18 protein-coding genes and 1 pseudogene are annotated in these 18,652 nt (G+C 61.5%); 15 read left to right on the top strand and 4 right to left on the bottom strand.

What is annotated here, in order from left to right; all coding sequences use genetic code 11:
- Window positions 1–226 precede the first annotated feature (226 nt).
- Window positions 227–442 (top strand): hypothetical protein, encoded by a 216-nt coding sequence (locus AC0L3X_RS12375; RefSeq protein WP_085403297.1) that lies wholly within the window; start codon window positions 227–229, stop codon window positions 440–442.
- Window positions 443–637: 195 nt separating this feature from the next.
- Here the strand turns inward: AC0L3X_RS12375 and AC0L3X_RS12370 are convergent, their stop codons facing one another.
- Window positions 638–877, bottom strand: a complete 240-nt coding sequence (locus AC0L3X_RS12370) for a hypothetical protein (protein ID WP_063985314.1) — start codon at window positions 875–877, stop codon at window positions 638–640.
- Window positions 878–1,090: 213 nt separating this feature from the next.
- Here AC0L3X_RS12370 and AC0L3X_RS12365 point away from each other — a divergent pair, with 213 nt between their 5' ends.
- Complete coding sequence (locus tag AC0L3X_RS12365) at window positions 1,091–2,389, top strand: c-type cytochrome (protein WP_354132294.1); 1,299 nt, start codon at window positions 1,091–1,093, stop codon at window positions 2,387–2,389.
- On the opposite strand, the gene AC0L3X_RS12360 is transcribed toward AC0L3X_RS12365, so the two are convergent.
- Complete coding sequence (locus tag AC0L3X_RS12360; RefSeq protein WP_063986657.1) at window positions 2,390–4,360, bottom strand: 4Fe-4S binding protein; 1,971 nt, start codon at window positions 4,358–4,360, stop codon at window positions 2,390–2,392.
- Between the two features lie 211 nt (window positions 4,361–4,571).
- Here AC0L3X_RS12360 and AC0L3X_RS12355 point away from each other — a divergent pair, with 211 nt between their 5' ends.
- The 10 genes from AC0L3X_RS12355 to AC0L3X_RS12310 all read left to right on the top strand — a co-directional run bounded on the left by AC0L3X_RS12355 (window position 4,572) and on the right by AC0L3X_RS12310 (window position 13,735).
- A complete protein-coding gene (locus AC0L3X_RS12355; RefSeq protein ID WP_354132303.1) occupies window positions 4,572–5,279 on the top strand; it encodes a biotin/lipoate--protein ligase family protein in 708 nt (235 codons plus the stop codon).
- A complete protein-coding gene (locus AC0L3X_RS12350; protein ID WP_063985312.1) occupies window positions 5,276–5,815 on the top strand; it encodes a DUF6505 family protein in 540 nt (179 codons plus the stop codon). Before AC0L3X_RS12355 ends, AC0L3X_RS12350 begins: the two co-directional genes overlap by 4 nt.
- A complete protein-coding gene (locus AC0L3X_RS12345; RefSeq protein WP_063985311.1) occupies window positions 5,812–6,819 on the top strand; it encodes a DUF6352 family protein in 1,008 nt (335 codons plus the stop codon). Before AC0L3X_RS12350 ends, AC0L3X_RS12345 begins: the two co-directional genes overlap by 4 nt.
- Window positions 6,816–7,331, top strand: coding sequence for a DUF3305 domain-containing protein (locus AC0L3X_RS12340; protein WP_063985310.1), 516 nt, complete (start codon window positions 6,816–6,818; stop codon window positions 7,329–7,331). Before AC0L3X_RS12345 ends, AC0L3X_RS12340 begins: the two co-directional genes overlap by 4 nt.
- Window positions 7,328–7,981, top strand: a complete 654-nt coding sequence (locus tag AC0L3X_RS12335) for a DUF3306 domain-containing protein (RefSeq protein WP_063985309.1) — start codon at window positions 7,328–7,330, stop codon at window positions 7,979–7,981. The genes AC0L3X_RS12340 and AC0L3X_RS12335 overlap by 4 nt, the downstream gene beginning before the upstream one ends.
- 119 nt (window positions 7,982–8,100) lie before the next feature.
- The gene (locus AC0L3X_RS12330; protein WP_063985308.1) at window positions 8,101–8,880 is read left to right on the top strand and encodes a molecular chaperone TorD family protein; all 780 of its coding nucleotides are present in this window, start codon (window positions 8,101–8,103) and stop codon (window positions 8,878–8,880) included.
- Between the two features lie 28 nt (window positions 8,881–8,908).
- Window positions 8,909–9,118 carry a twin-arginine translocation signal domain-containing protein gene (locus AC0L3X_RS12325; protein WP_063985307.1) on the top strand — a complete coding sequence of 70 codons (210 nt, stop codon included), beginning with the start codon at window positions 8,909–8,911 and terminating at the stop codon, window positions 9,116–9,118.
- A gap of 12 nt (window positions 9,119–9,130) precedes the next feature.
- Window positions 9,131–12,079 carry a formate dehydrogenase subunit alpha gene (locus tag AC0L3X_RS12320; RefSeq protein ID WP_063985306.1) on the top strand — a complete coding sequence of 983 codons (2,949 nt, stop codon included), beginning with the start codon at window positions 9,131–9,133 and terminating at the stop codon, window positions 12,077–12,079.
- Between the two features lie 12 nt (window positions 12,080–12,091).
- On the top strand, window positions 12,092–12,688 hold the full coding sequence (gene fdh3B, locus AC0L3X_RS12315) for a formate dehydrogenase FDH3 subunit beta (RefSeq protein WP_063985305.1): 597 nt from the start codon (window positions 12,092–12,094) through the stop codon (window positions 12,686–12,688).
- A 42-nt stretch (window positions 12,689–12,730) separates the two neighbouring features.
- Window positions 12,731–13,735, top strand: a complete 1,005-nt coding sequence (locus AC0L3X_RS12310; RefSeq protein ID WP_063985304.1) for a formate dehydrogenase subunit gamma — start codon at window positions 12,731–12,733, stop codon at window positions 13,733–13,735.
- Window positions 13,736–13,770: 35 nt separating this feature from the next.
- Here the strand turns inward: AC0L3X_RS12310 and AC0L3X_RS12305 are convergent, their stop codons facing one another.
- Window positions 13,771–13,893, bottom strand: coding sequence for a hypothetical protein (locus tag AC0L3X_RS12305; protein WP_256376430.1), 123 nt, complete (start codon window positions 13,891–13,893; stop codon window positions 13,771–13,773).
- 321 nt (window positions 13,894–14,214) lie between these two features.
- On the opposite strand from AC0L3X_RS12305, the pseudogene AC0L3X_RS12300 reads away from it, so the two are divergent.
- Window positions 14,215–14,343, top strand: a pseudogene (locus tag AC0L3X_RS12300) (formylglycine-generating enzyme family protein); the annotation flags it as partial.
- Between the two features lie 130 nt (window positions 14,344–14,473).
- Window positions 14,474–17,257 (top strand): UPF0182 family membrane protein, encoded by a 2,784-nt coding sequence (locus AC0L3X_RS12295; RefSeq protein ID WP_063985302.1) that lies wholly within the window; start codon window positions 14,474–14,476, stop codon window positions 17,255–17,257.
- 203 nt (window positions 17,258–17,460) lie between these two features.
- Here AC0L3X_RS12295 and AC0L3X_RS12290 read toward each other — a convergent pair whose 3' ends face one another.
- Window positions 17,461–17,673: a hypothetical protein gene (locus tag AC0L3X_RS12290; protein ID WP_063985301.1), complete on the bottom strand. Its 213-nt coding sequence runs from the start codon at window positions 17,671–17,673 to the stop codon at window positions 17,461–17,463.
- 311 nt (window positions 17,674–17,984) lie between these two features.
- Here AC0L3X_RS12290 and AC0L3X_RS12285 point away from each other — a divergent pair, with 311 nt between their 5' ends.
- Window positions 17,985–18,194 carry a cold-shock protein gene (locus AC0L3X_RS12285; protein ID WP_038945713.1) on the top strand — a complete coding sequence of 70 codons (210 nt, stop codon included), beginning with the start codon at window positions 17,985–17,987 and terminating at the stop codon, window positions 18,192–18,194.
- The last annotated feature ends 458 nt before the right edge of the window (window positions 18,195–18,652 follow it).

Below are 18,652 nucleotides of genomic sequence, written 5' to 3'. Positions count from 1 at the left end.
GTTCGTGACCAGCGCGCCAAACAAATCGCGCCCAACAAGCCTTGCCGCGCCGCGCGGTCGACGAACCTCGCTCCGGGGATGAAGCCGACTCTGACGGTTCCAAACTAGGAACCTGACAGGCGCTGAGCGCAAGAATCCCGGGAGGTGTGAGGCGGCTCACACCCCCACGTCAGGCTTCGCGCTAATCAGATCGCTGCGGGGATTTCTGGCGGACAGGAGATTTCGCATGAAGCCTTTGATCATTTGTTCCATCGCCGCTGTTGGTCTGCTTGCTGCTGTGACCGGCATCCCGCGATCACACTCGAACGCAACGGTCGGGCGCGCCGGAACATCAAGCACGTCGACATTGCAGGGCATGCAAAGCGGTCGAAGCGCAGACAAACTGCCGGTCGACGATTTTGACGATCGGTCATTGGTCTTTCCGCGGGATTCCAAGCGCTAAAGCATGATCCGGAAAAGTGCGCAGCGGTTTTCCGAAAAGATCATGCTCAAACAACAACCTAAAGCGCGATGACGATTCATCCCAATCTCATCGCGCTTTAGGCAGAAGGCCGCGCAGCAGACCGTTCAGCCAGGGCTCGCAAATAGATGCGCTTGAGCCTGCGAGGTCGAACGAAATCGTGGTCGAGAGGCGGGGCTACGGGCCCAGGAAAGCGGGCGGAATCGGGTAGTCGTTCCCCAAAAGGCCGAGCAATTCCAGTTCGCCTCGATGAGCGTCCAGTTCCAGAATGGCCAAGAGAAGCATCAGCACGGCCGCGGTATAGATGAGGAACGGTGACGTTTCAGCGGGCACATCGTCATGGTGTGGCGGTATCGCATTGCGAAGTGATCGCCACAACGAAATGAAATGCAGATACGTTTTAGGTCGTATTTGCATGACGTCGTCCTCGACGTGTCAGATCAAGCATAGGTTCAGGCTATGCCCGGTTCAAGCCGACAACAGCCGTTGCGGCATTGAGTAGCGGAGCCATGCCCGTCCTGCGGTGCAGCATGGAAACCGGATAACGGCTTCAATCATTGACGAGACCGAGCGAGTGCACGTACGCCGTGTCAACACCGACGACATGCCCGAACGACCTGTAAGCCGCAGATGAATTGGGTCCCACGTCTCAGCACCAGTCTCTGCATCGTTGCCGCTCTGCTGGCGATGCATTCAGCGCCGGCGCCAGCGCAATTGACAGGTCACGGTGGGCCCGTGCGGGCGATTGCGATTTCCAGTGATGGCAACAATGTTCTGTCGGGCAGCTTCGACACCGCCGCCATCCGATGGTCGCTCAAGACCGAAGCCGCCGAGCAGGTCCTTCGCTTTCACTCCGATGCGGTGAACGCGGTGGCCTTCCTGAAGGATGGGCGGATGGTGACTGCCGGAGCGGATGCGAAGGTAGCGATCTGGACGCCTGGCCGGCAGCAGCCGGATCAGGTTTTCGAGGGCCATGGTGCGCCGATCGCTTCACTTGCAGTCTCGCCGGATGGCGCAAGAGTGGCTTCTGCCTCCTGGGACCATACAGTTCGTATCTGGTCGCTCGGCGATGGCGCGCAGCAGGTGCTGGAGGGGCATGCGCAGAACGTCAACGGCGTCGCATTCACGTCGGATGGACGATCGCTGGTGAGCGTGGGTTACGATCGTGAACTGAGGATCTGGCCATTGGCGGGTGGCACCCCAAACGTCATCACGCTGGGCTCACCCCTTAATGCCGTGGCAGTCGCGCCTGACGGCGAGATCGTAACGGGTGGTGCTGATGGCAAGCTACGCTTTCTGATGTCGGAGGGCCGGGAAAGCGGCGAGGTGCAAGCTGGCCAGACGCCGATTGTCGCGTTGTCGATCTCTCCAGACGGCACGTCGGTCGCTGCTGCAGGAATTGGCGGTGTCGTGGCGGTCATCGACCGAAAGGCGCGAAGCATCGCGCGAAGCCTGGTCGATACAGGTTCGCCCGTGTGGTCGGTCGCTTTCCTGCCGGACAACGCAACATTGCTGACGGGCGGCGTCGACGGCAGGATCCGGCGCTGGAACGCGCTGACCGGCGCCCCCATCGGCTCATCGTTGCAAGCCACGCCGCGCGATCCGCTTGCAGCCTATACGGGAGATCACGGGGCCGAGGTGTTCAGGGCGTGCGTTGCCTGTCATACCCTGTCCGAGCAAGACGCGCAGCGCGCCGGCCCCACGCTTGCGGGCTTGTACGGCCGCAGGATCGCGTCGCTGCCTGGTTATCGCTTCTCCGACGCGCTCAAAGCGATGGACATCGTGTGGACGCCCGAGACCGTGTCAAAATTGTTCGAACTCGGTCCGAACGCCTATACGCCTGGCACAAAAATGCCGGAGCAGCGGATTGGATCCGCGAAGGATCGCAAGGCGCTTACGGATTCCCTGGCGCGCGCCACCGCCAAGTAGCTAACGCTTGGTCTCACGCTCACGGAGATAATCATCGGTCGTGCGAGGCGAAGCGCGTTCGGGCACGCCGGCGAACGGGTCGAACTGTTGTTCACTCATGGCGGTGACGCGGCAGTCCGCGCACATTCTGACCACGTCCAGCCGCTTGTCGCCCGCGGGATACATCCAGTGTCGGCCCTCGAGTTTCGCAGCGATCTTCTCGATCGTGCTCTTTACCCCAAAGGGTTTATTGCAGCGGATGCAAAGCGCCGGCTCTTCCTCCTTGATGATCCGTGCCGGAGCCCTTGAGGCCCGGAAATCGATCTGCGGCTTCAGAGTGATCACCTTTTCCGGGCAGGTGCTCTGGCATAATCCGCACTGCACGCACGCATCTTCGACGAATTTAAGCACGGGACGTTCGGGATCGTCGCGGAGAGCCCCGGTGGGACAGGCCGACACGCAGGCCAGGCACAAAGTGCATCCGTCCGTATTGACGGTAACCGTACCAAGCGGCGCGCCCTGGGACAGCGCAATGACGTCGGTCGGCACAGGCGCAACGCGGTGCAGTTCGTGAAGAGCGAAGCGAAGCAGGTCGCGCCGCTTGCCTACCGTCTTGAAGGTTGCGGGACGCTCCACGGCCGGCGCGGGTTCAATCGACCGCAGCACTTCGCCCAGCACGTCCGGGTCGTCCGTTTCGATAGTCGCAACCCGGCGCCCCGAAAAACCTAATCCGGAAACAATGGCATCAGCCATCGTTATGGTTTGAGAAAGCCCGGAGATGTCGTGCAGAGGTCTCGCGCGGAGGAGAAAGCGTATCCCCGCTGCGCCATAGGCGAAGGATGCCACGACCGCTTCCAATCCAACCTGTGTCACCTCGTTGACGGGGAACGGCAGCACATTGGCGGGAAGCCCGTCGCCGTGGCGGGCGAGCGCATCGATCAGCGTGCTGCCATGTTGGGTGTCGTGCAGCAGCACGACCGCACCGGAGCCGCCGGCTTCGCGGTAGGTCAAAAGCATTGCGCGCAATTTGTGCAGCAGCGCATCGGGCGGCGGAAGGGCATAGGTTGCTGCACCCGTCGGACAGGCCGCGGCGCACTGGCCGCATCCGGCGCAGACCTCAGCGTTGATCTTGACGTGATCGCCATGTGGCGTGATCGCTCCGGTCGGGCAGAGATCGAGACAGCGATGGCAACCCGTCAGCCTCGAGCGCGAATGGACGCAGATCTCTGCGGTGAAATTGACGTATTTCGGCTTGTCGAAGTTGCCGACGAGGTCGCGTGCCCTGAGCACCGCACGCAGCATCGCGGCCGGGTCCCGCGGATCCGCGCGGAGATAGCCGTCGCGCAAGTCATGCGCAGGAAAAAGCGGTTTCCCGCCGGAGAGATCAAGGACGATGTCGCAGCGCGAAGTCAGGCCGTCGCACGGAGCCTCGAAGACGAGCTTATCGCGCGAGGAGGGGCGGGGGGCCGCATAGTCGTCGACCGTCAACTCGAAGGCCCCCAAATGGCCCTTGGCGTTACGGATCGTTCCTTGGACGATCGGAAAGGATGTCGTCGCCGGCGGCATAATCTGTGACGGCTTTGTGATCATGATCGTCACGTCGAGATGATCGGCAAGCAATCGACCAGCTTCGACCGCAAGTTCGTCGCGGCCATAGATCAGGATCACCCCTTCGCTCGATAGGGTGACAAACGGAAAAGCAGGCGCAGCCTCGGACACAGCGGCGAGCAGTGCTGCCATTTTTGGGCCTGCCTTGGTTCCCTCCACCGACCAGCCGGCCGTCTCGCGAAGGTTGATGAAATCCAGTTTCCCCGAACGCCCCTTCGCCTCGTCGCCAAACAGTGGGGCCTCCTGGGTGCAGCCGACGATGAGCGGTCCTTCCGCCTTCGCCGCGTTGCGAAAATGATCGAGCTCGGCCCTGCAGAGCTGGCGGAACTCGGCGATTTCGCTTTTGCGGCATCCTCGCTTCACGGCGGCCGTATCGAGGCGCATCGTGTCTTCGCACGAGCAGATCAGGATCGTGTTCGGCGGATCAGGCATGCGCAGCCCTTCACCTCCTGAAGAGGTCCGGGAACGACGGCGAGCGGACTCGCGTCGCCCCTCCTGGTCGATTAAGTTATTCTCACAAGAGAAGAAAAGAAAGCTGGAGGTCCGCCTGACACCGACAGCCCCTGGGCACTCATCGGTCACGGAGCCAATCAATCTGCCTCCGCCATTCACGCTGGTGAGGCTGCGCGAAAGTCGTGACTCTTTCGCCCATGCCATGCATATCGCCGAAGAGAGTGGGGCAGGTACGCTGACCTACGTGGGGCGGTTCGATCTTGCCGAGTTCGCAGTCGTCCTTGAACCTGGCGAGCCGTTGCGTACCGCGCGCCGCGCTTTCTATGCGGGGATGGTGGCGCTGACCGACGCCTTGCGCGCGTATGCGCCGCCGAACAAGGAGATCGCGATCGACTGGCCGGACGCGATCCGTGTTGACGGCGGCCTCGTTGGTGGCGGGCGGCTCGGCTGGCCTTCGTCCGCAAAGGAGGACAAGCCGCCGCGCTGGCTGGTGTTCGGTGCCATGATCCGGACGGTTGCGATGAGCGACAGGGAAGCCGGCGTTTATCCGCTCGCTTCCGCCCTGGATCAGGAGGGTTTTGGTGAGGCCGGCGCGATTCAGGTGACGGAGAGCTTTGTGCGGCATCTGATGCGCGCTCTCGACGCCTGGCAAGCCGATGGATTCGACGGCATCGCACGCGAGTTTCTAAGTCGGTTGCCGTGTGCGCGGCAAACCACATATGTGATCGCTGACAACGGTGACCTTATTGCCCGCCGGATTGGGACAAACAGGACCGATCGGCACGACCTGAAGAAGGGCTTGCTATCGCCGTCATGGTTCGATTCAATACTCGGAGGACCGCGTCTGTGAAGCTCTTGCGCACCATCGCGCTCGATCCATCCGACACGTTCGTGTTCGACGTGCCGGCGCAGCCTGGCGATTGGGCGGTGTCGGGCGCCTTCCGCTTTTGTAATCGGGATGCAGCGAAGCTGAGCGGCAAGGACCGTTCGGCATTTCGAAGCGGTTTCCTCGGCGTGCAATCCTGGGGCTGGTCGACACTGGTGCAAATCGTCCCCGCGACTGAAGGCGATCGCCGGACGTTGGTGGAGCTCCTTGCGAAACAACTGGTCGAACGGTTCGGGGCGCCGGACCTTGCAACCGCGCGCCTTGCCGCTGAAGAGGAAGTCGCCTTTGCGCAATCACTCTGCACGCATCCCATCAGCGCGCTGATCGCGGTCCACCGCTCGGCGAGCAATGGCGAGGTCCGCGAGTCATTCCGCAGATTGCAACTGCGCGAGGGCCAGCGTCACGGCAAGGCGTTCTCGTTCATGGAAGTGGAGGATGACACCGAGCCCGACAAGGATCTCAATCTTGCGAATATGAGCGAGGAGCCGTCGCGCCGATGAGGGATTTCTGGATCGCCTGCGGCCACCATCTGCTCGATCACAATGCGAGCGGCGGGCTCGTGGTCACGGATGAGTTCCTGAAGGCCTACTTCGTGCGCCCCGAACTGATGCCGCCGGACGACGCCTGCGCGGTCGAACGCAGGTTGCACCAGGAGCTGCTCGCTGACCCGGGCCGGGCAGTCGCTGCGGAGGAGGTAGCTGCGATCGCCGATGCAGATGCGCGGGAGAACTGGCAATTCGTACTGGCATTTCGGAAGCTTCTGCTGCGCGAACCCACGTTGGAAGCGGCCTACCTTGCATTGGTTCGCTCACGTCACGTCAACCTGCCGCCGCTGTTTGTGAACCACCTTGTTCACGTGATCCTGCGAAATGCGCTTGACGGCTGCGAGGACCCGTTCGTGCTGCGCGCGGCCGAACTGTTCTTCCGGCCGCAGCGTATCGTGCCGCACGAACACTTGCTGCTGTTGGGCGACGAGGAAATCATTGGCGGGCCAAGCCAAACGCCCGTGTTGTCGCTGATGTCCATGTTGGGGGCAACAACCGGCGCGGAGGTCGACGTCCTCAGCGAGGGGAATGCCGACAGCTACTGGCAGCGCAGCGATCAGTTCGATCTTGCGCTCGATTTCACCGGCGGAACGCGGGGCCCCGCTGCGCTGGCAGAGGCCATGGGGCGCTGGATTACTCATTTGCTTGGATTTGCCGTCGGAATTGAGCCGCTCACCGCCCTGCGCGATGCGAAGCTCACCTGGTATGTTGGGCTCGATGCTGAAGCCACCCGGATGGGCGACCAGCTTTGGCATGGAGAGGCGCTGGACGACCGCACCGCAAGCCGTGTGCTGGCGCTGTTCCGGCTCGCTTTTCCAGATTCCAGCCTGGTCGTTGATGCGGTCGGGCGCGAGCCGGTCTACCTGATCCTTGCAACGACCTCCGATCAGCTGGTGCAGATGAAGCCGCAGAATCTGTTGACGGGGTTGCCGATCAAGCACCTGGAGGCTGCAACGTGAGCCCCGGCGCGCTGCCATTGTTGCGCATTCCGGTCGGCGTTGTCGTCGAGCGCCGCGAGGCGGATTCCCCATGGATTGATTTTGTCTGGCGCGGCATCGGCGTCTTGCCGGATGAGTCGGAGATGATGCCGTGGACTGTCCTACGGGCGCAGGAGGGATTGACGCTCTTTTATGCCGGGAACGCCATGGTCGATCTCTATCGCTCGGAAACCGAGCGCTACCGCGACAATCTTGCCACGGGCGCTCCCCGCATCTGGATCGTATTGACTCCCTCCGAGGGCGCCTGGCCCTATGCCGTTTCGGCCGTCACCGCAGATCCAGCGGAAGGCGAGGCATTCACGGAAGCAGGTGCCAATCTGGTCGAAGCGGTGCCAATGCCTGAGATACTGCATAAGGCGATTGAAAATTTCATCGCCGAGCACCACGTCGAGAGGGAATTCGTCAAGCGCGAGCGACGCCGCGCCGATCCTGAGGCGCTTGCGCGGCGTCACCACGACGGTGAGCACGAATGAGCGACGAGCAATTCCTGGCGCGCTGGGCGCGCCGCAAGCAAGAGGCGAAGGCCGGTCACGCTGAACCAGCCCCTGAAGAAGCCGCTGAGGCGCATGGGCCGGCGCTGTCCAACCGGGCCGCGGCAGAGCCGGCTCCCCCGGAGACGGAGCTGTCGAACTTGCCCCCGATTGAATCGATCGATGCTGCCACCGACATCACGGCTTTCCTGCGCAAAGGCATTCCGCAGGAGTTGAGCCGGGCGGCGCTCCGTCGCGCCTGGAGCGCCGATCCCACCATCCGCGATTTCGTGGGGTTGGCGGAAAACGCCTGGGACTTCAACGACCCGAACGCCATGGCTGGCTTCGGTCCGCTGGACTATTCGGCCGAGCAAATTGACGCTCTCGTCCGCCGCGTCGTCGGGGGCGTGGTAGAGGCCGCCGAGGGCCTCCCCGATCCGCGCGAGGCTGCCGAAAACGCCGCGCGATCGGCTCCCGCGGAGGCCGGTTTCGAGCAATCATCAAATCCGGTGAAGGCGATCAAGGAACCTCGACCGCTCGGCGAGTTCGCAGCCGCGGAATTGCCGTCGAATTCTACTGCATCGCAACCCGTAGCTGCGAGTGAAGAGACTCCCCTTCGGCACCGCACACATGGCGGGGCGTTGCCCCGGTAGACTGCGACTAAATGCGATAGCCTCAGGCTATGGCTATCAATTGACCGCTCCCGGACACGCGGCTAGTCTTTGTTACGCAAACGCAATCAAGCGCTTGGCCCCCTGGATGGGAGGTCGGCATGCGCGATGCGGGCCTTGAACGAGCCATCGATGCGGCGGGCGGCGTTGCCGAGCTTGCCCGAAAAATCGGTATTGCCCAGCCCTCGGTGTCGAACTGGAACAGGGTGCCCGCGCAACGTGTGATTGCGGTCGAAGGCGCGACGGGTGTGTCGCGCAAAGTGCTTCGTCCCGATCTCTATAGTGAGCCGGCCGCGCCGGACGACGCGGTTGATCCGACCGATGCCGCGCGCGCGCAGGAATACGCGCTGCTTGCAACCTTGCTCTCGTCCGCGCCGTCGGCCGCATTGCTCGAGCAGATCGCGCAACTGCATGGCGATGCGACGCCGCTTGGACGCGCCCACGCAACCCTTGCAGAAGCTGCATCGGTAGCGGCCGTATCCGAGGTCGAGCGCGAATATTTTGACCTCTTCGTCGGTCTGGGTCGCGGCGAGTTGCTGCCTTACGCATCCTATTACTTGACGGGCTTTCTCCACGAACGTCCGCTGTCGCGCCTGCGCGACGATCTCGCCGCGCTCGGCATTGAGCGGGTCGAGAGCAATTTTGAGCCCGAGGATCACGCGGCGACGCTGTGCGAGATCATGGCGGGCCTTGCGGTGGCACGCTTCCCGGTGCCAACGGAAGCACAGCGCACATTCTTCGAGAAGCATGTGTCCCGCTGGATGGGACGTTTGTTTGCCGACATGGAGAAGGCGGAAAACGCCAAATTCTACCGGTCGGTCGGAACACTTGGACGAAATTTTCTGGAAATCGAATCCGAGGCTTTCACGTTTGTCAACTGACCAGCGCCGCTGGTCCAGGAGAGATGCGATGAGGGACGAGCAGAGAACGACAGTCGGACGCCGCGATTTCCTTCGCAAGGTCGGCATCGGCACGGTCGGTGCGGGCGCGACGCTGGCAACGCCCTTGATCACGCCTGCTCAGGCGGACAGCGAGACCGACGATGAGAAACGCAAGGCGCGCTACAAGGAGACCGATCATGTGAAGGCGTACTACCGTGTCAATCGCTATCCGGGTTGAGAGGAGGCGGCCGTGCTGATCAGGAGAACACAACAGCGTTCCGAATCCGCTTCACGCGGATCAATCGCGGGAGGTTTGTCCGGGCAAACCAATGGTCTCGACCGCCGCACCTTCCTGCTCCGGTCTGGCCTTGGTGGCGGCGCTCTCGCTGCAGTGAGCACGCTGCCGGTCGGCGGCGTCCGCAAGGCGAAAGCAGCAGTGGCAGGTCCCCTCACATCGGGAGCAACCGTTCGCAAGAGCGTCTGCACGCATTGTTCGGTTGGATGCACCGTGACGGCGGAGGTGCTGAATGGGGTGTGGATCGGCCAGGAGCCGAGCTGGGAGTCCCCGATCAATCGCGGATCACATTGTGCCAAGGGCGCTTCTGTGCGCGAGCTCGTGCACAGCGAGCGGCGGCTGCGCTATCCGATGAAGCTCGTGGGCGGGCAGTGGACGCGTGTCTCCTGGGATACGGCGATCAACGAGATCGGCGACAAGCTCCTGGAAGTCCGCGAGAAATCTGGGCCCGATTCCATCTATTGGCTCGGCTCGGCCAAAATGACGAACGAAGGCGCCTATCTGTTCCGCAAGCTCGGCGCGTTCTGGGGAACCAACAACACGGATCATCAGGCGCGCATCTGCCATTCAACGACCGTTACCGGCGTGGCCAACACCTGGGGCTACGGCGCGATGACCAACAGCTTCAACGATATCCGCAATGCCAAGACCCAGGTCATCATGGGCGGCAATCCAGCCGAGGCGCACCCTGTATCGTTGCAGCATCTGCTCGAGGGCAAGGAGCTTCAAAAGGCCAACTTTGTCGTCATCGACCCGCGCCTGACGCGAACCGCGGCACACGCGACCGAATATGTTCGGATGCGGCCGGGCACCGACATCCCGGTGCTGTACGGCATGATGTGGCACATCCTCCAGAACGGGTGGGAAGACAAGGAGTTCATCCGACAGCGGGTCTATGGATTCGATGATCTCCGGAAAGAAGTGGAGAAGTGGAATCCGGCAGAAGTCGAGCGTGTCACCGGCATTCCCGGCGAGCAGCTCAAGCGCGTCGCCAAGATGTTTGCTACCGAGAAGCCGGCAACGCTGATCTGGGCCATGGGCCAGACCCAGAAGACCGTTGGCACCGCCAACGTGCGGGCCAGTTGCATCGCACTGCTGATGACCGGCAATGTCGGCGGAGCGGGCATGGGCGCCAACATCTTCCGTGGCCATGACAACGTGCAAGGCGCGACCGATGTCGGGCTCGATATCGTCACGCTGCCGTTCTACTACGGGCTCGCCGAAGGCGCGTGGAAGCACTGGTCGCGGGTTTGGGAAGTCGACCATGAGTTCCTGAAGTCGCGCTTCGACTCCAAGCAGATCATGGAAACGCCCGGCATCCCGCTGACCCGCTGGTTCGAAGCGGTCACGCTGCCGAAAGATCGGATCGCGCAGAGGGACAATGTGCGGGCCGTGTTCGTGCAGGGGCACGCCAGCAACAGCATCACCCGCATTCCTGAATCCCTTAATGGCCTGAAGGCGCTCGAGCTGCTCGTCATCGCCGACCCGCATCCGACGACCTGGGCCTCGCTCTCGGTCGAGGCGGGACGCAAGGATGGAGTCTACATTCTCCCGGTTGCCACGCAATTCGAGTGCAAGGGTTCGCGCGTTGCCTCGAACCGCTCGTTGCAATGGGGCGAGCAGGTCGTGAAGCCGATCTTCGAATCGAAGGACGACCTCGAGATCATCTATCTCCTGGCGAAGAAGTTCGGCTTCGCCGACAAGATGTTCAAGAACATCAAGGTCGAGAACAATCTGCCCGAGGCGGAGGATGTCCTGCGTGAGATGAACCGCGGCAGCTGGTCGACCGGCTATTGCGGGCAATCGCCCGAGCGCCTCAAGGCGCATATGAAGAACCAGGCGAAGTTCGACATGCTGACGATGCGGGCGCCCAAGGACGATCCCGAGGTCGGCGGCGACTATTACGGTCTGCCTTGGCCGTGCTGGGGATCACCTGAAGTCAAGCATCCGGGCACGCCGCTGCTCTACAACACCAATCTGCACGTGATGGACGGTGGCGGCACGTTCCGTCCGCGCTTTGGCGTCGAGCGCGAAGAGAAGCTGCCCGACGGCACCACGCGCAAGGTCAGCCTGCTCGCGGACGGCTCGTACTCGAAGGGTTCGGCGATCGAGGACGGCTATCCGGAATTCACGCTGGCGAGCCTGAAGAAGCTCGGCTGGGACACGGAGCTCACGGAAGCCGAAATGGCTGTGATCAACAAGATCAACCCGGCCAAGCCAGACGTGGTGTCGTGGTCGCTCGACCTGTCGGGCGGAATCCAGCGTGTCGCGCTCATGCATGGTTGCGTGCCCTATGGCAACGGCAAGGCGCGGATGAATGCGTTCGGCTTGCCCGACCCCATTCCGGTACACCGGGAGCCGATCTACACGCCGCGCGTCGACCTGGTCGCGAAATATCCGACGTTGCCCGACGCCGAGCAGTTCCGGGTGCCCAATATCGGCTTCTCGGTGCAAAAGGCGGCGGTCGAGAAGGGGATCGCGAAGCAATTTCCGCTCATCCTGTCGTCCGGCCGTCTGGTCGAATATGAGGGCGGCGGCGAGGAGACGCGCACCAACCCCTGGCTCGCCGAATTGCAGCAGGACATGTTCATCGAGATCAATCCAGCCGATGCCGCCGAGCGCGGCGTCACGGACGGTGGCTGGGTCTGGGTCACGGGCGCAGAGAACAATTCGAGGGCCAGGATGAAGGCGCTCGTCACCGAGCGTGTCGGCAAGGGCGTTGCCTGGATGCCTTTCCACTTCGGCGGTTGGCTCGCAGGCAAGGATCTTCGCAGCAACTACCCCAAGGGCACCGATCCGATCGTGCTCGGCGAAAGCGCGAACACGATCACCACCTACGGGTATGATCCCGCGACGAACATGCAGGAGACGAAAGTCACTCTCTGCCAGATCGCGGCGGCATAAGGAGCAACGACGATGGCACGTATGAAATTTCTCTGCGACGCCGACCGTTGCATCGAGTGCAACGCCTGCGTGACGGCCTGCAAGAACGAGCACGAGGTCCCCTGGGGCATCAACCGGCGTCGTGTCGTCACCATCAATGACGGCAAGCCGGGCGAACGCTCGGTCTCGATGGCCTGCATGCACTGCACCGATGCGCCCTGCGCTGCGGTGTGTCCGGTGAACTGCTTCTACACCACGGCCGACGGCGTGGTGCTGCACTCCAAGGACCTCTGCATCGGCTGCGGCTATTGCTTCTACGCCTGTCCGTTCGGCGCGCCGCAATATCCGAAGGTCGGCAATTTCGGCTCCCGCGGCAAGATGGACAAATGCACCTATTGCGCCGGCGGTCCCGAAGCCGACGGCAGCAAGGAGGAATACGAGAAATACGGCGCGAACCGGCTTGCCGAAGGCAAGCTGCCGCTCTGCGCCGAGATGTGCTCGACAAAATCGCTGCTCGCCGGCGATGGCGAGATCATCGCCCAGATCTACAGAGAGCGCGTACTGAAGCGCGGCTACGGCTCGGGCGCATGGGGCTGGAAAACCGCCTATCGCGAGACGATCGAGTCCTGAAGCAGGCCGCGGCCACGCGGCGCAGATGCCGAGGAGGAGTTCATGTCGTCATCCGGAAGGTTCATTCCAGTCACCATCGGCGCGTGGGCATTGCTTCTGTTGATCATTGCGGCGCCGGCACCGTCACTGGCCCAGCAGGTCAATCCGACAGCGAGCTCGGTTAACGAGCGGCAGCTGCTCCAGGAAATGGACCGGATCCAGGGGCGCGTCAGCATTCCCGACCAGCGCTCCAGCGTGCTCATGCAGCCGGCTGGCCGCGAGTGGCGTGAATTCCGCAACGTGGCGCTGCGCTGGATTGGCGGGGTTGCCATCCTCGGCATGCTGGCGGTTCTCGTGATCTTCTATTTGACGCGCGGCATGGTCCGTCTGGAAAGCGGACGATCCGGCCGCACAATCGTGCGCTTTTCCTTATTCGAGCGTTTCGTGCATTGGATGACTGCGACCTGCTTTGTCGTTCTGGCGATTTCCGGATTGAACATCACCTTCGGCCGTCCGTTGCTCCTGCCGCTGATTGGCCACGAGGCGTTTTCCGAATGGTCGCAGTGGGCGAAGTACGCGCACAACTACCTCAGCTTTCCGTTCACCATCGGAGTCGTGCTGATCTTCCTGATGTGGATCGCTGGCAACGTCCCGAACAAGGCGGATGTCGATTGGATCAAGCGCCGTGGCGGTATTGTGGGTCACGATCATCCACCGGCCTATCGTTTCAACGCCGGCCAGAAGGCAATCTATTGGATCGTGGTCATTGGCGGAGGCCTGGTGGCGGCCACCGGATATGTGCTGATGTTCCCGTTCTATCTGTCAGGTATCGAAGGGATGCAGTTCGCGCAGATCGTTCACTCCATCGTGGCGATGCTCTTCATCGCGGCGATGCTGGCGCACATCTATATCGGGACGATCGGTATGGAAGGCGCGTTCGAGGCAATGGGCAGCGGCACTGTCGATGTCAACTGGGCCAAGGAGCACCATGGGCTCTGGCTTGAAGAGCAGAATGCGCGCGCCGAAGCGAATGCACGGCCCCGGCCGGCGGCCACCGCGGCGGAGTAGGGATCGCGCGGCCCATAAATGTGCCAGGCGCTTGGTCAGAGCCGCACGCCCGTCGTCGCAAACGCTTGTTGGACGGGTTCCTGGATCTGGTCAAGGACGACAAAACCGGCCGCCGCGATCACAATTGCGGCTGCGCAGGCGAGCAAGAAGGCTTTCATGGCAAGGCTCCGCCGGAGATCGGGGGGTAGTTTATATGAGCGAGCAACCTGCGGACAACTGAATCAGCACGTGCCGAAATCCGATCGTTGGTTGGCCGGTTGGCACGATAGCGCCGCCGAATCTACCACAAGAACGGAGAGACCATAGTCAGCTGTCGAGCAGTAGTTTGACGAAACAACATAGGCAATCATCGCGACTCGTTGGCGCAATCGCAGAGCCGTCAGGAAGAAACTGTCCGCAGATCATTTAGGTCGCGCCGATGAACGGCACATCGCGTGCCTTTGAATTATGACAAATTTTCTGCTGGCGGCGGCCTTAACGGACCGGGCAGCTCGATCCGCGGGCTGGACGAGCACCCGGTCGTGCATGTGGCGTTCAACGACGCCGAGGCCTTTGCCAAGTGGGCAGGCAAGGAACTTCCGACCGAGGCCGAATGGGAATTCGCGGCGGACCTCGCCACTTTGCGCTGTTTCGCGATCCTGGCGACCCAGGTTCGAGCACCCGTGCCCCCGCCTTGAAGCGCTATTCCGACCGCGAAATCGAGCGGCGGGCGTCCCTCATTTCCGCTATGATCAAGCCATGACGATCGGGATCACCGGACCCGAACGGAAGGTACCAAGGCAGAGTGCCGTGGTCGGGCTCACTATTGCGGCCGCTGTCATTGGGGTTTGCCTGATCCTGCTTTGGCTCGCGAGCGACCTCCTCGTCGACTGGCTGTGGTTTTCCTCGATCAATTATCCGCAGGTTTTTTGGACGACAATCGGTGCGAAAACCGTCATCTTTCTTGCGGTCTGGACCGGAACCGCCATCATCCTTTGGCTGAACGGATGGTTCGCCCTGCGCTTTGCCCGACGGCGGTCGACACAGCTTGTCACCGCTTCGGTGTGGAACTTCGCGGTCAACGCGCCGCCAGATTTGCTTGCGCTTTTACGCGGTCGACTGCCGTGGTCCCGGTTGACCGTAGGTGGGGCAGCTTTGATCGCTCTGCTCGTCGCCGCCGCAGAAGTCGGCAACTGGGGTGTCTTCCTGCGGTTTGTCTATCAGGTGCCATATGGCGCAGACGATCCGCTCTACAACAAGGACATCGGCTTCTATCTCTTCTCGCTGCCCGCCTATATCCTCATCAAAAACTGGATCATGCTCGTGCTCGTTCTCAGCGCGCTTTTCGCCGCGGCGATCTACTGGGTGCACGGCGATATCGAATACGACCTTCATCGCCGATCAATGTCGTCGATGGCGATTGCCCACGGCTCGGTGCTGCTCGGTCTTTTCTTTGCAGTGAAGGCCTGGTCCTATGGTCTTGATCGCTATCTGCTGCTCTACGGCGACAACGGTGTGGTCGTCGGCGCAAGCTACACCGATGTCCACGTGAGGCTCCCGGCCTTGTGGTTGGTGATCGGACTTTCGGTCATCGCGGCGTTCGCCACGTGGGCAAATTTGCGGGTGCGCACCTACCGGCTTCCTGCCGCCGCGTTCCTGCTTGTCGTGATCGGGTCTTTCGTGCTGTCTAGCGTGATTCCCGTGCTGTTCCGGGAGTTCTTCGTCAAACCAAGCGAATTGGAGCTGGAAAGGCCCTATATCGAACGCAACATTGCGCTCACCCGGCAGGCATACAATCTCGATCAGATCGCAGCCAAGCCGTTTGCGGCGGAACAGAAGCTTAGCTTCAAGACGCTCGACGCCAACAAGGCGACAATCGACAATATCAGGCTGTGGGACTGGCTGCCCTTGTCGGACACCTACGCGCAGCTGCAAGAGATCCGCACTTACTACAAATTCCATGATCTTGATGTTGATCGCTACTGGCTCGATGGCTCCTACCAAAGCGTAATGCTCTCGGCTCGCGAATTGCGGCCCTCCCTGCTGCCGCCGAATGCCCAGACATGGGTCAACCGCCACGTGCTGTTTACTCACGGCAATGGCGCGGTGATGAGCCCGGTCACGCGCAAAAGCACCGAGGGGCTACCGCTGCTCTATTTGCGGGATATCCCTCCGGTTGCGGATGGAGGCCCCAATATCCACGAGCCGCGCCTCTACTACGGCGAACGGAGCGACAACTACGTCATCGTCAAGGGGAGCACGCCGGAGTTCGACTATCCGAAGGGAAAGGATAATGTCTACGCGGCTTATGACGGTACGGGCGGCGTTCCGATAGGGGCGATGGTGTGGAGAGGCCTGTTCGCTTACTACTTCAACGACCCGAACCTACTGCTCTCAAGCTACATCACGACCGACAGCCGTATCATGATCCGGCGCAATATCGGGGAAAGAGTACGAACGATCGCCCCGTTCCTCAGGCTCGATCACGATCCTTATCTGGTCATCAGCAATGGGCGGATGTTCTGGATGCAGGACGCCTACACGGTGAGTTCCTACTTCCCCTCCGCGCAGCCGGCGCAAGACGAGGATATCAACTACATTCGCAATTCAGTGAAGGTCATCGTCGATGCCTATAACGGGACCGTCGACTTTTACCTGATGGAGACCGGCGATCCGATTGCAGCGACCTATCGGCGTATCTTTCCGAGCCTGTTCAAGCCATTCTCGGCCATGCCGGCGGATATGCAGAGGCACATTCGCTATCCGGAGGACCTGTTCCTGATTCAGGCGCAGCTCTATCAGAGCTATCACATGGAGGCCGCTGACGTTTTCTATAACCGCGAGGATCTCTGGCAGTTCCCGCGCCAGCCGGGCGGCGGCGGCATTGCGACGATGGCCCCATATTACATCATCATGCGACTGCCCGGCGAGCCGCAGGCCGAGTTTTTCCTCATGCTTCCCATGGTGCCAAGCCGCCGCGACAATATGATCGCGTGGCTCGCCGCGCGTTGCGACGCACCCGACTACGGCAAGCTGATTGTCTACGAGTTTCCCAAGGAGAAGCTCGTCTACGGGCCGTTCCAGATCGAAGCGCGGATCAATCAGAGCACCGATATATCGCAGCAGATCACGCTGTGGAATCAGATGGGCTCGCGGGTGATACGCGGTGCGAACCTGCTTGTGATCCCAATCGAGAACTCGATCCTCTATGTAACGCCGCTCTATTTGCGAGCGGAGCACGGACACCTGCCGGAGCTGAAACGCGTGATCGCAGCCTATGGTGAACATGTGGTGATGAAGGAGACGCTCGACGAGGCCTTGTCAGCACTGTTTATCGAGCCTGGCGCGGTGCGGCCGGTCTCGAGCACGAAGGAGGAAATGCCTGTCGCACGCCCGTCGGCAAGTCAGGCACGGGAGGCGCTCGACCGCTACAATCATGCCGTTGAACGATTGAAGTCCGGCGACTGGAAAGGCTTTGGCACGCAGTTCGACGCAATGCGCGAGCTTCTGGAGGAAATGAACCGGCACGCCACGGGCCACTAGCGTCGCGGCTCCTTTGGCGCTCATTGGGGAACACAGGGGCTGCATAGTTCGGGCTGAACACGCAACGAAGAGAGGCCTTGAGCTTGATCCGATACAGGCGGTGTTTGCACTCGCGGTACGAATGCCGCTGAGAAGCGAGGTGGACCGCAAGCAGGTCGAGCTGGATCTCCCCTGTGAACCAACCGACAGGCCCACTGTCGCGCCTACTGCTGTAGCCACTGACTGAGTTCATCTTCAGTTACAACACGCTCGAAATTCTCGGTTTTGCTTTTGATGCGGTATCGAATGCGTCCGTCCGCCTCAATCGGGAGGCATGCAACAATAGTGTAGACGGTCCGTTCGCCATTGTCGGCGCGGCCCTGCGGTCGCTGGGCTTGATGATGAACGTCGTCGTTGATCGAGAAGATGTAGGGCATTGTGTTCCTTACAGCATTTGGGGCGCGTGCGCCTCACAGAGAAGCCCGCCGGCCCGCTGATTGCAATCAAGGTTTTGCGGGCCGTGAACAGTCCCTTCGAGAAGGCCGCGGAACCCGAGGCCAGCCGCGGCGCCCTCTCATCTCATTCCCGTGGCAACCCATGCCACCGGTGGTATGGTGAAGGGGTTCGACCTATTGAATGACTTGATGGCCGCGCCCCGAGGGGGCCTTTCCAAGACATCGCTGGATCGAATTTGCTCACACGGATTGTGGGTAGCGAACTCTTTCGTGGGTACTGTTGGAGACGGATAATGGCAACGGGTGTCGTGAAGTGGTTCAACGGCCAGAAGGGCTTTGGCTTTATTCAGCCGGACAATGGTGGGCCGGATGTATTTGTTCACATTAGCGCCGTCGAGCGTGCGGGCCTTCATGGACTAGCCGAAGGGCAGAAGGTCTCCTTCGAGGAGAAGACCGATCCGAGGCGCGGAAAGACGAGCGCTGAAAATCTGAAGACCCTATAACATCGGTCGACGCTTCGGTTTCACGGATGTACTGAGAAGCAGGCTACAGGGGTGATATCATCGCCGACCTGCGGCGGAGATGCCGCACGATTGTTCGTTAAGTTTTATCGTTCATCCGCTAGGTCGTGGAACTTAGCACCAGCGGCACCGTCCCCAGCGTGCGCAGCAGCCGCCGCAACCCCCGCAGCCACCGCAACCACGCACAGCTCGGCAACCACGGCAGCCACGGCAACCACCGCAACCTCGGCGAACAACAACGGCGGCTAGCTGCACGTCGCTTCCAGCATTTTCCTTATCGAAGAGATAGAACGTGGCGAGACTGACGTCGGCCATTTCCTCTTCGCCAAGAACGAAGCGCTGATTGGGCGAGATGTTGTCAGAATGCGGGATATGAGCAGTGGGTATCGTGTGCGCGGATGCGCTCCCCGCCAGCGAGAGACCCAGTCCGGCCGTACCGA

The organism is Bradyrhizobium sp. MI1.7 (assembly GCF_055811795.1).
The sequence above is the reverse complement of the archived record's forward strand: the minus strand, read 5'-3'. Positions and strand labels throughout refer to the sequence as shown.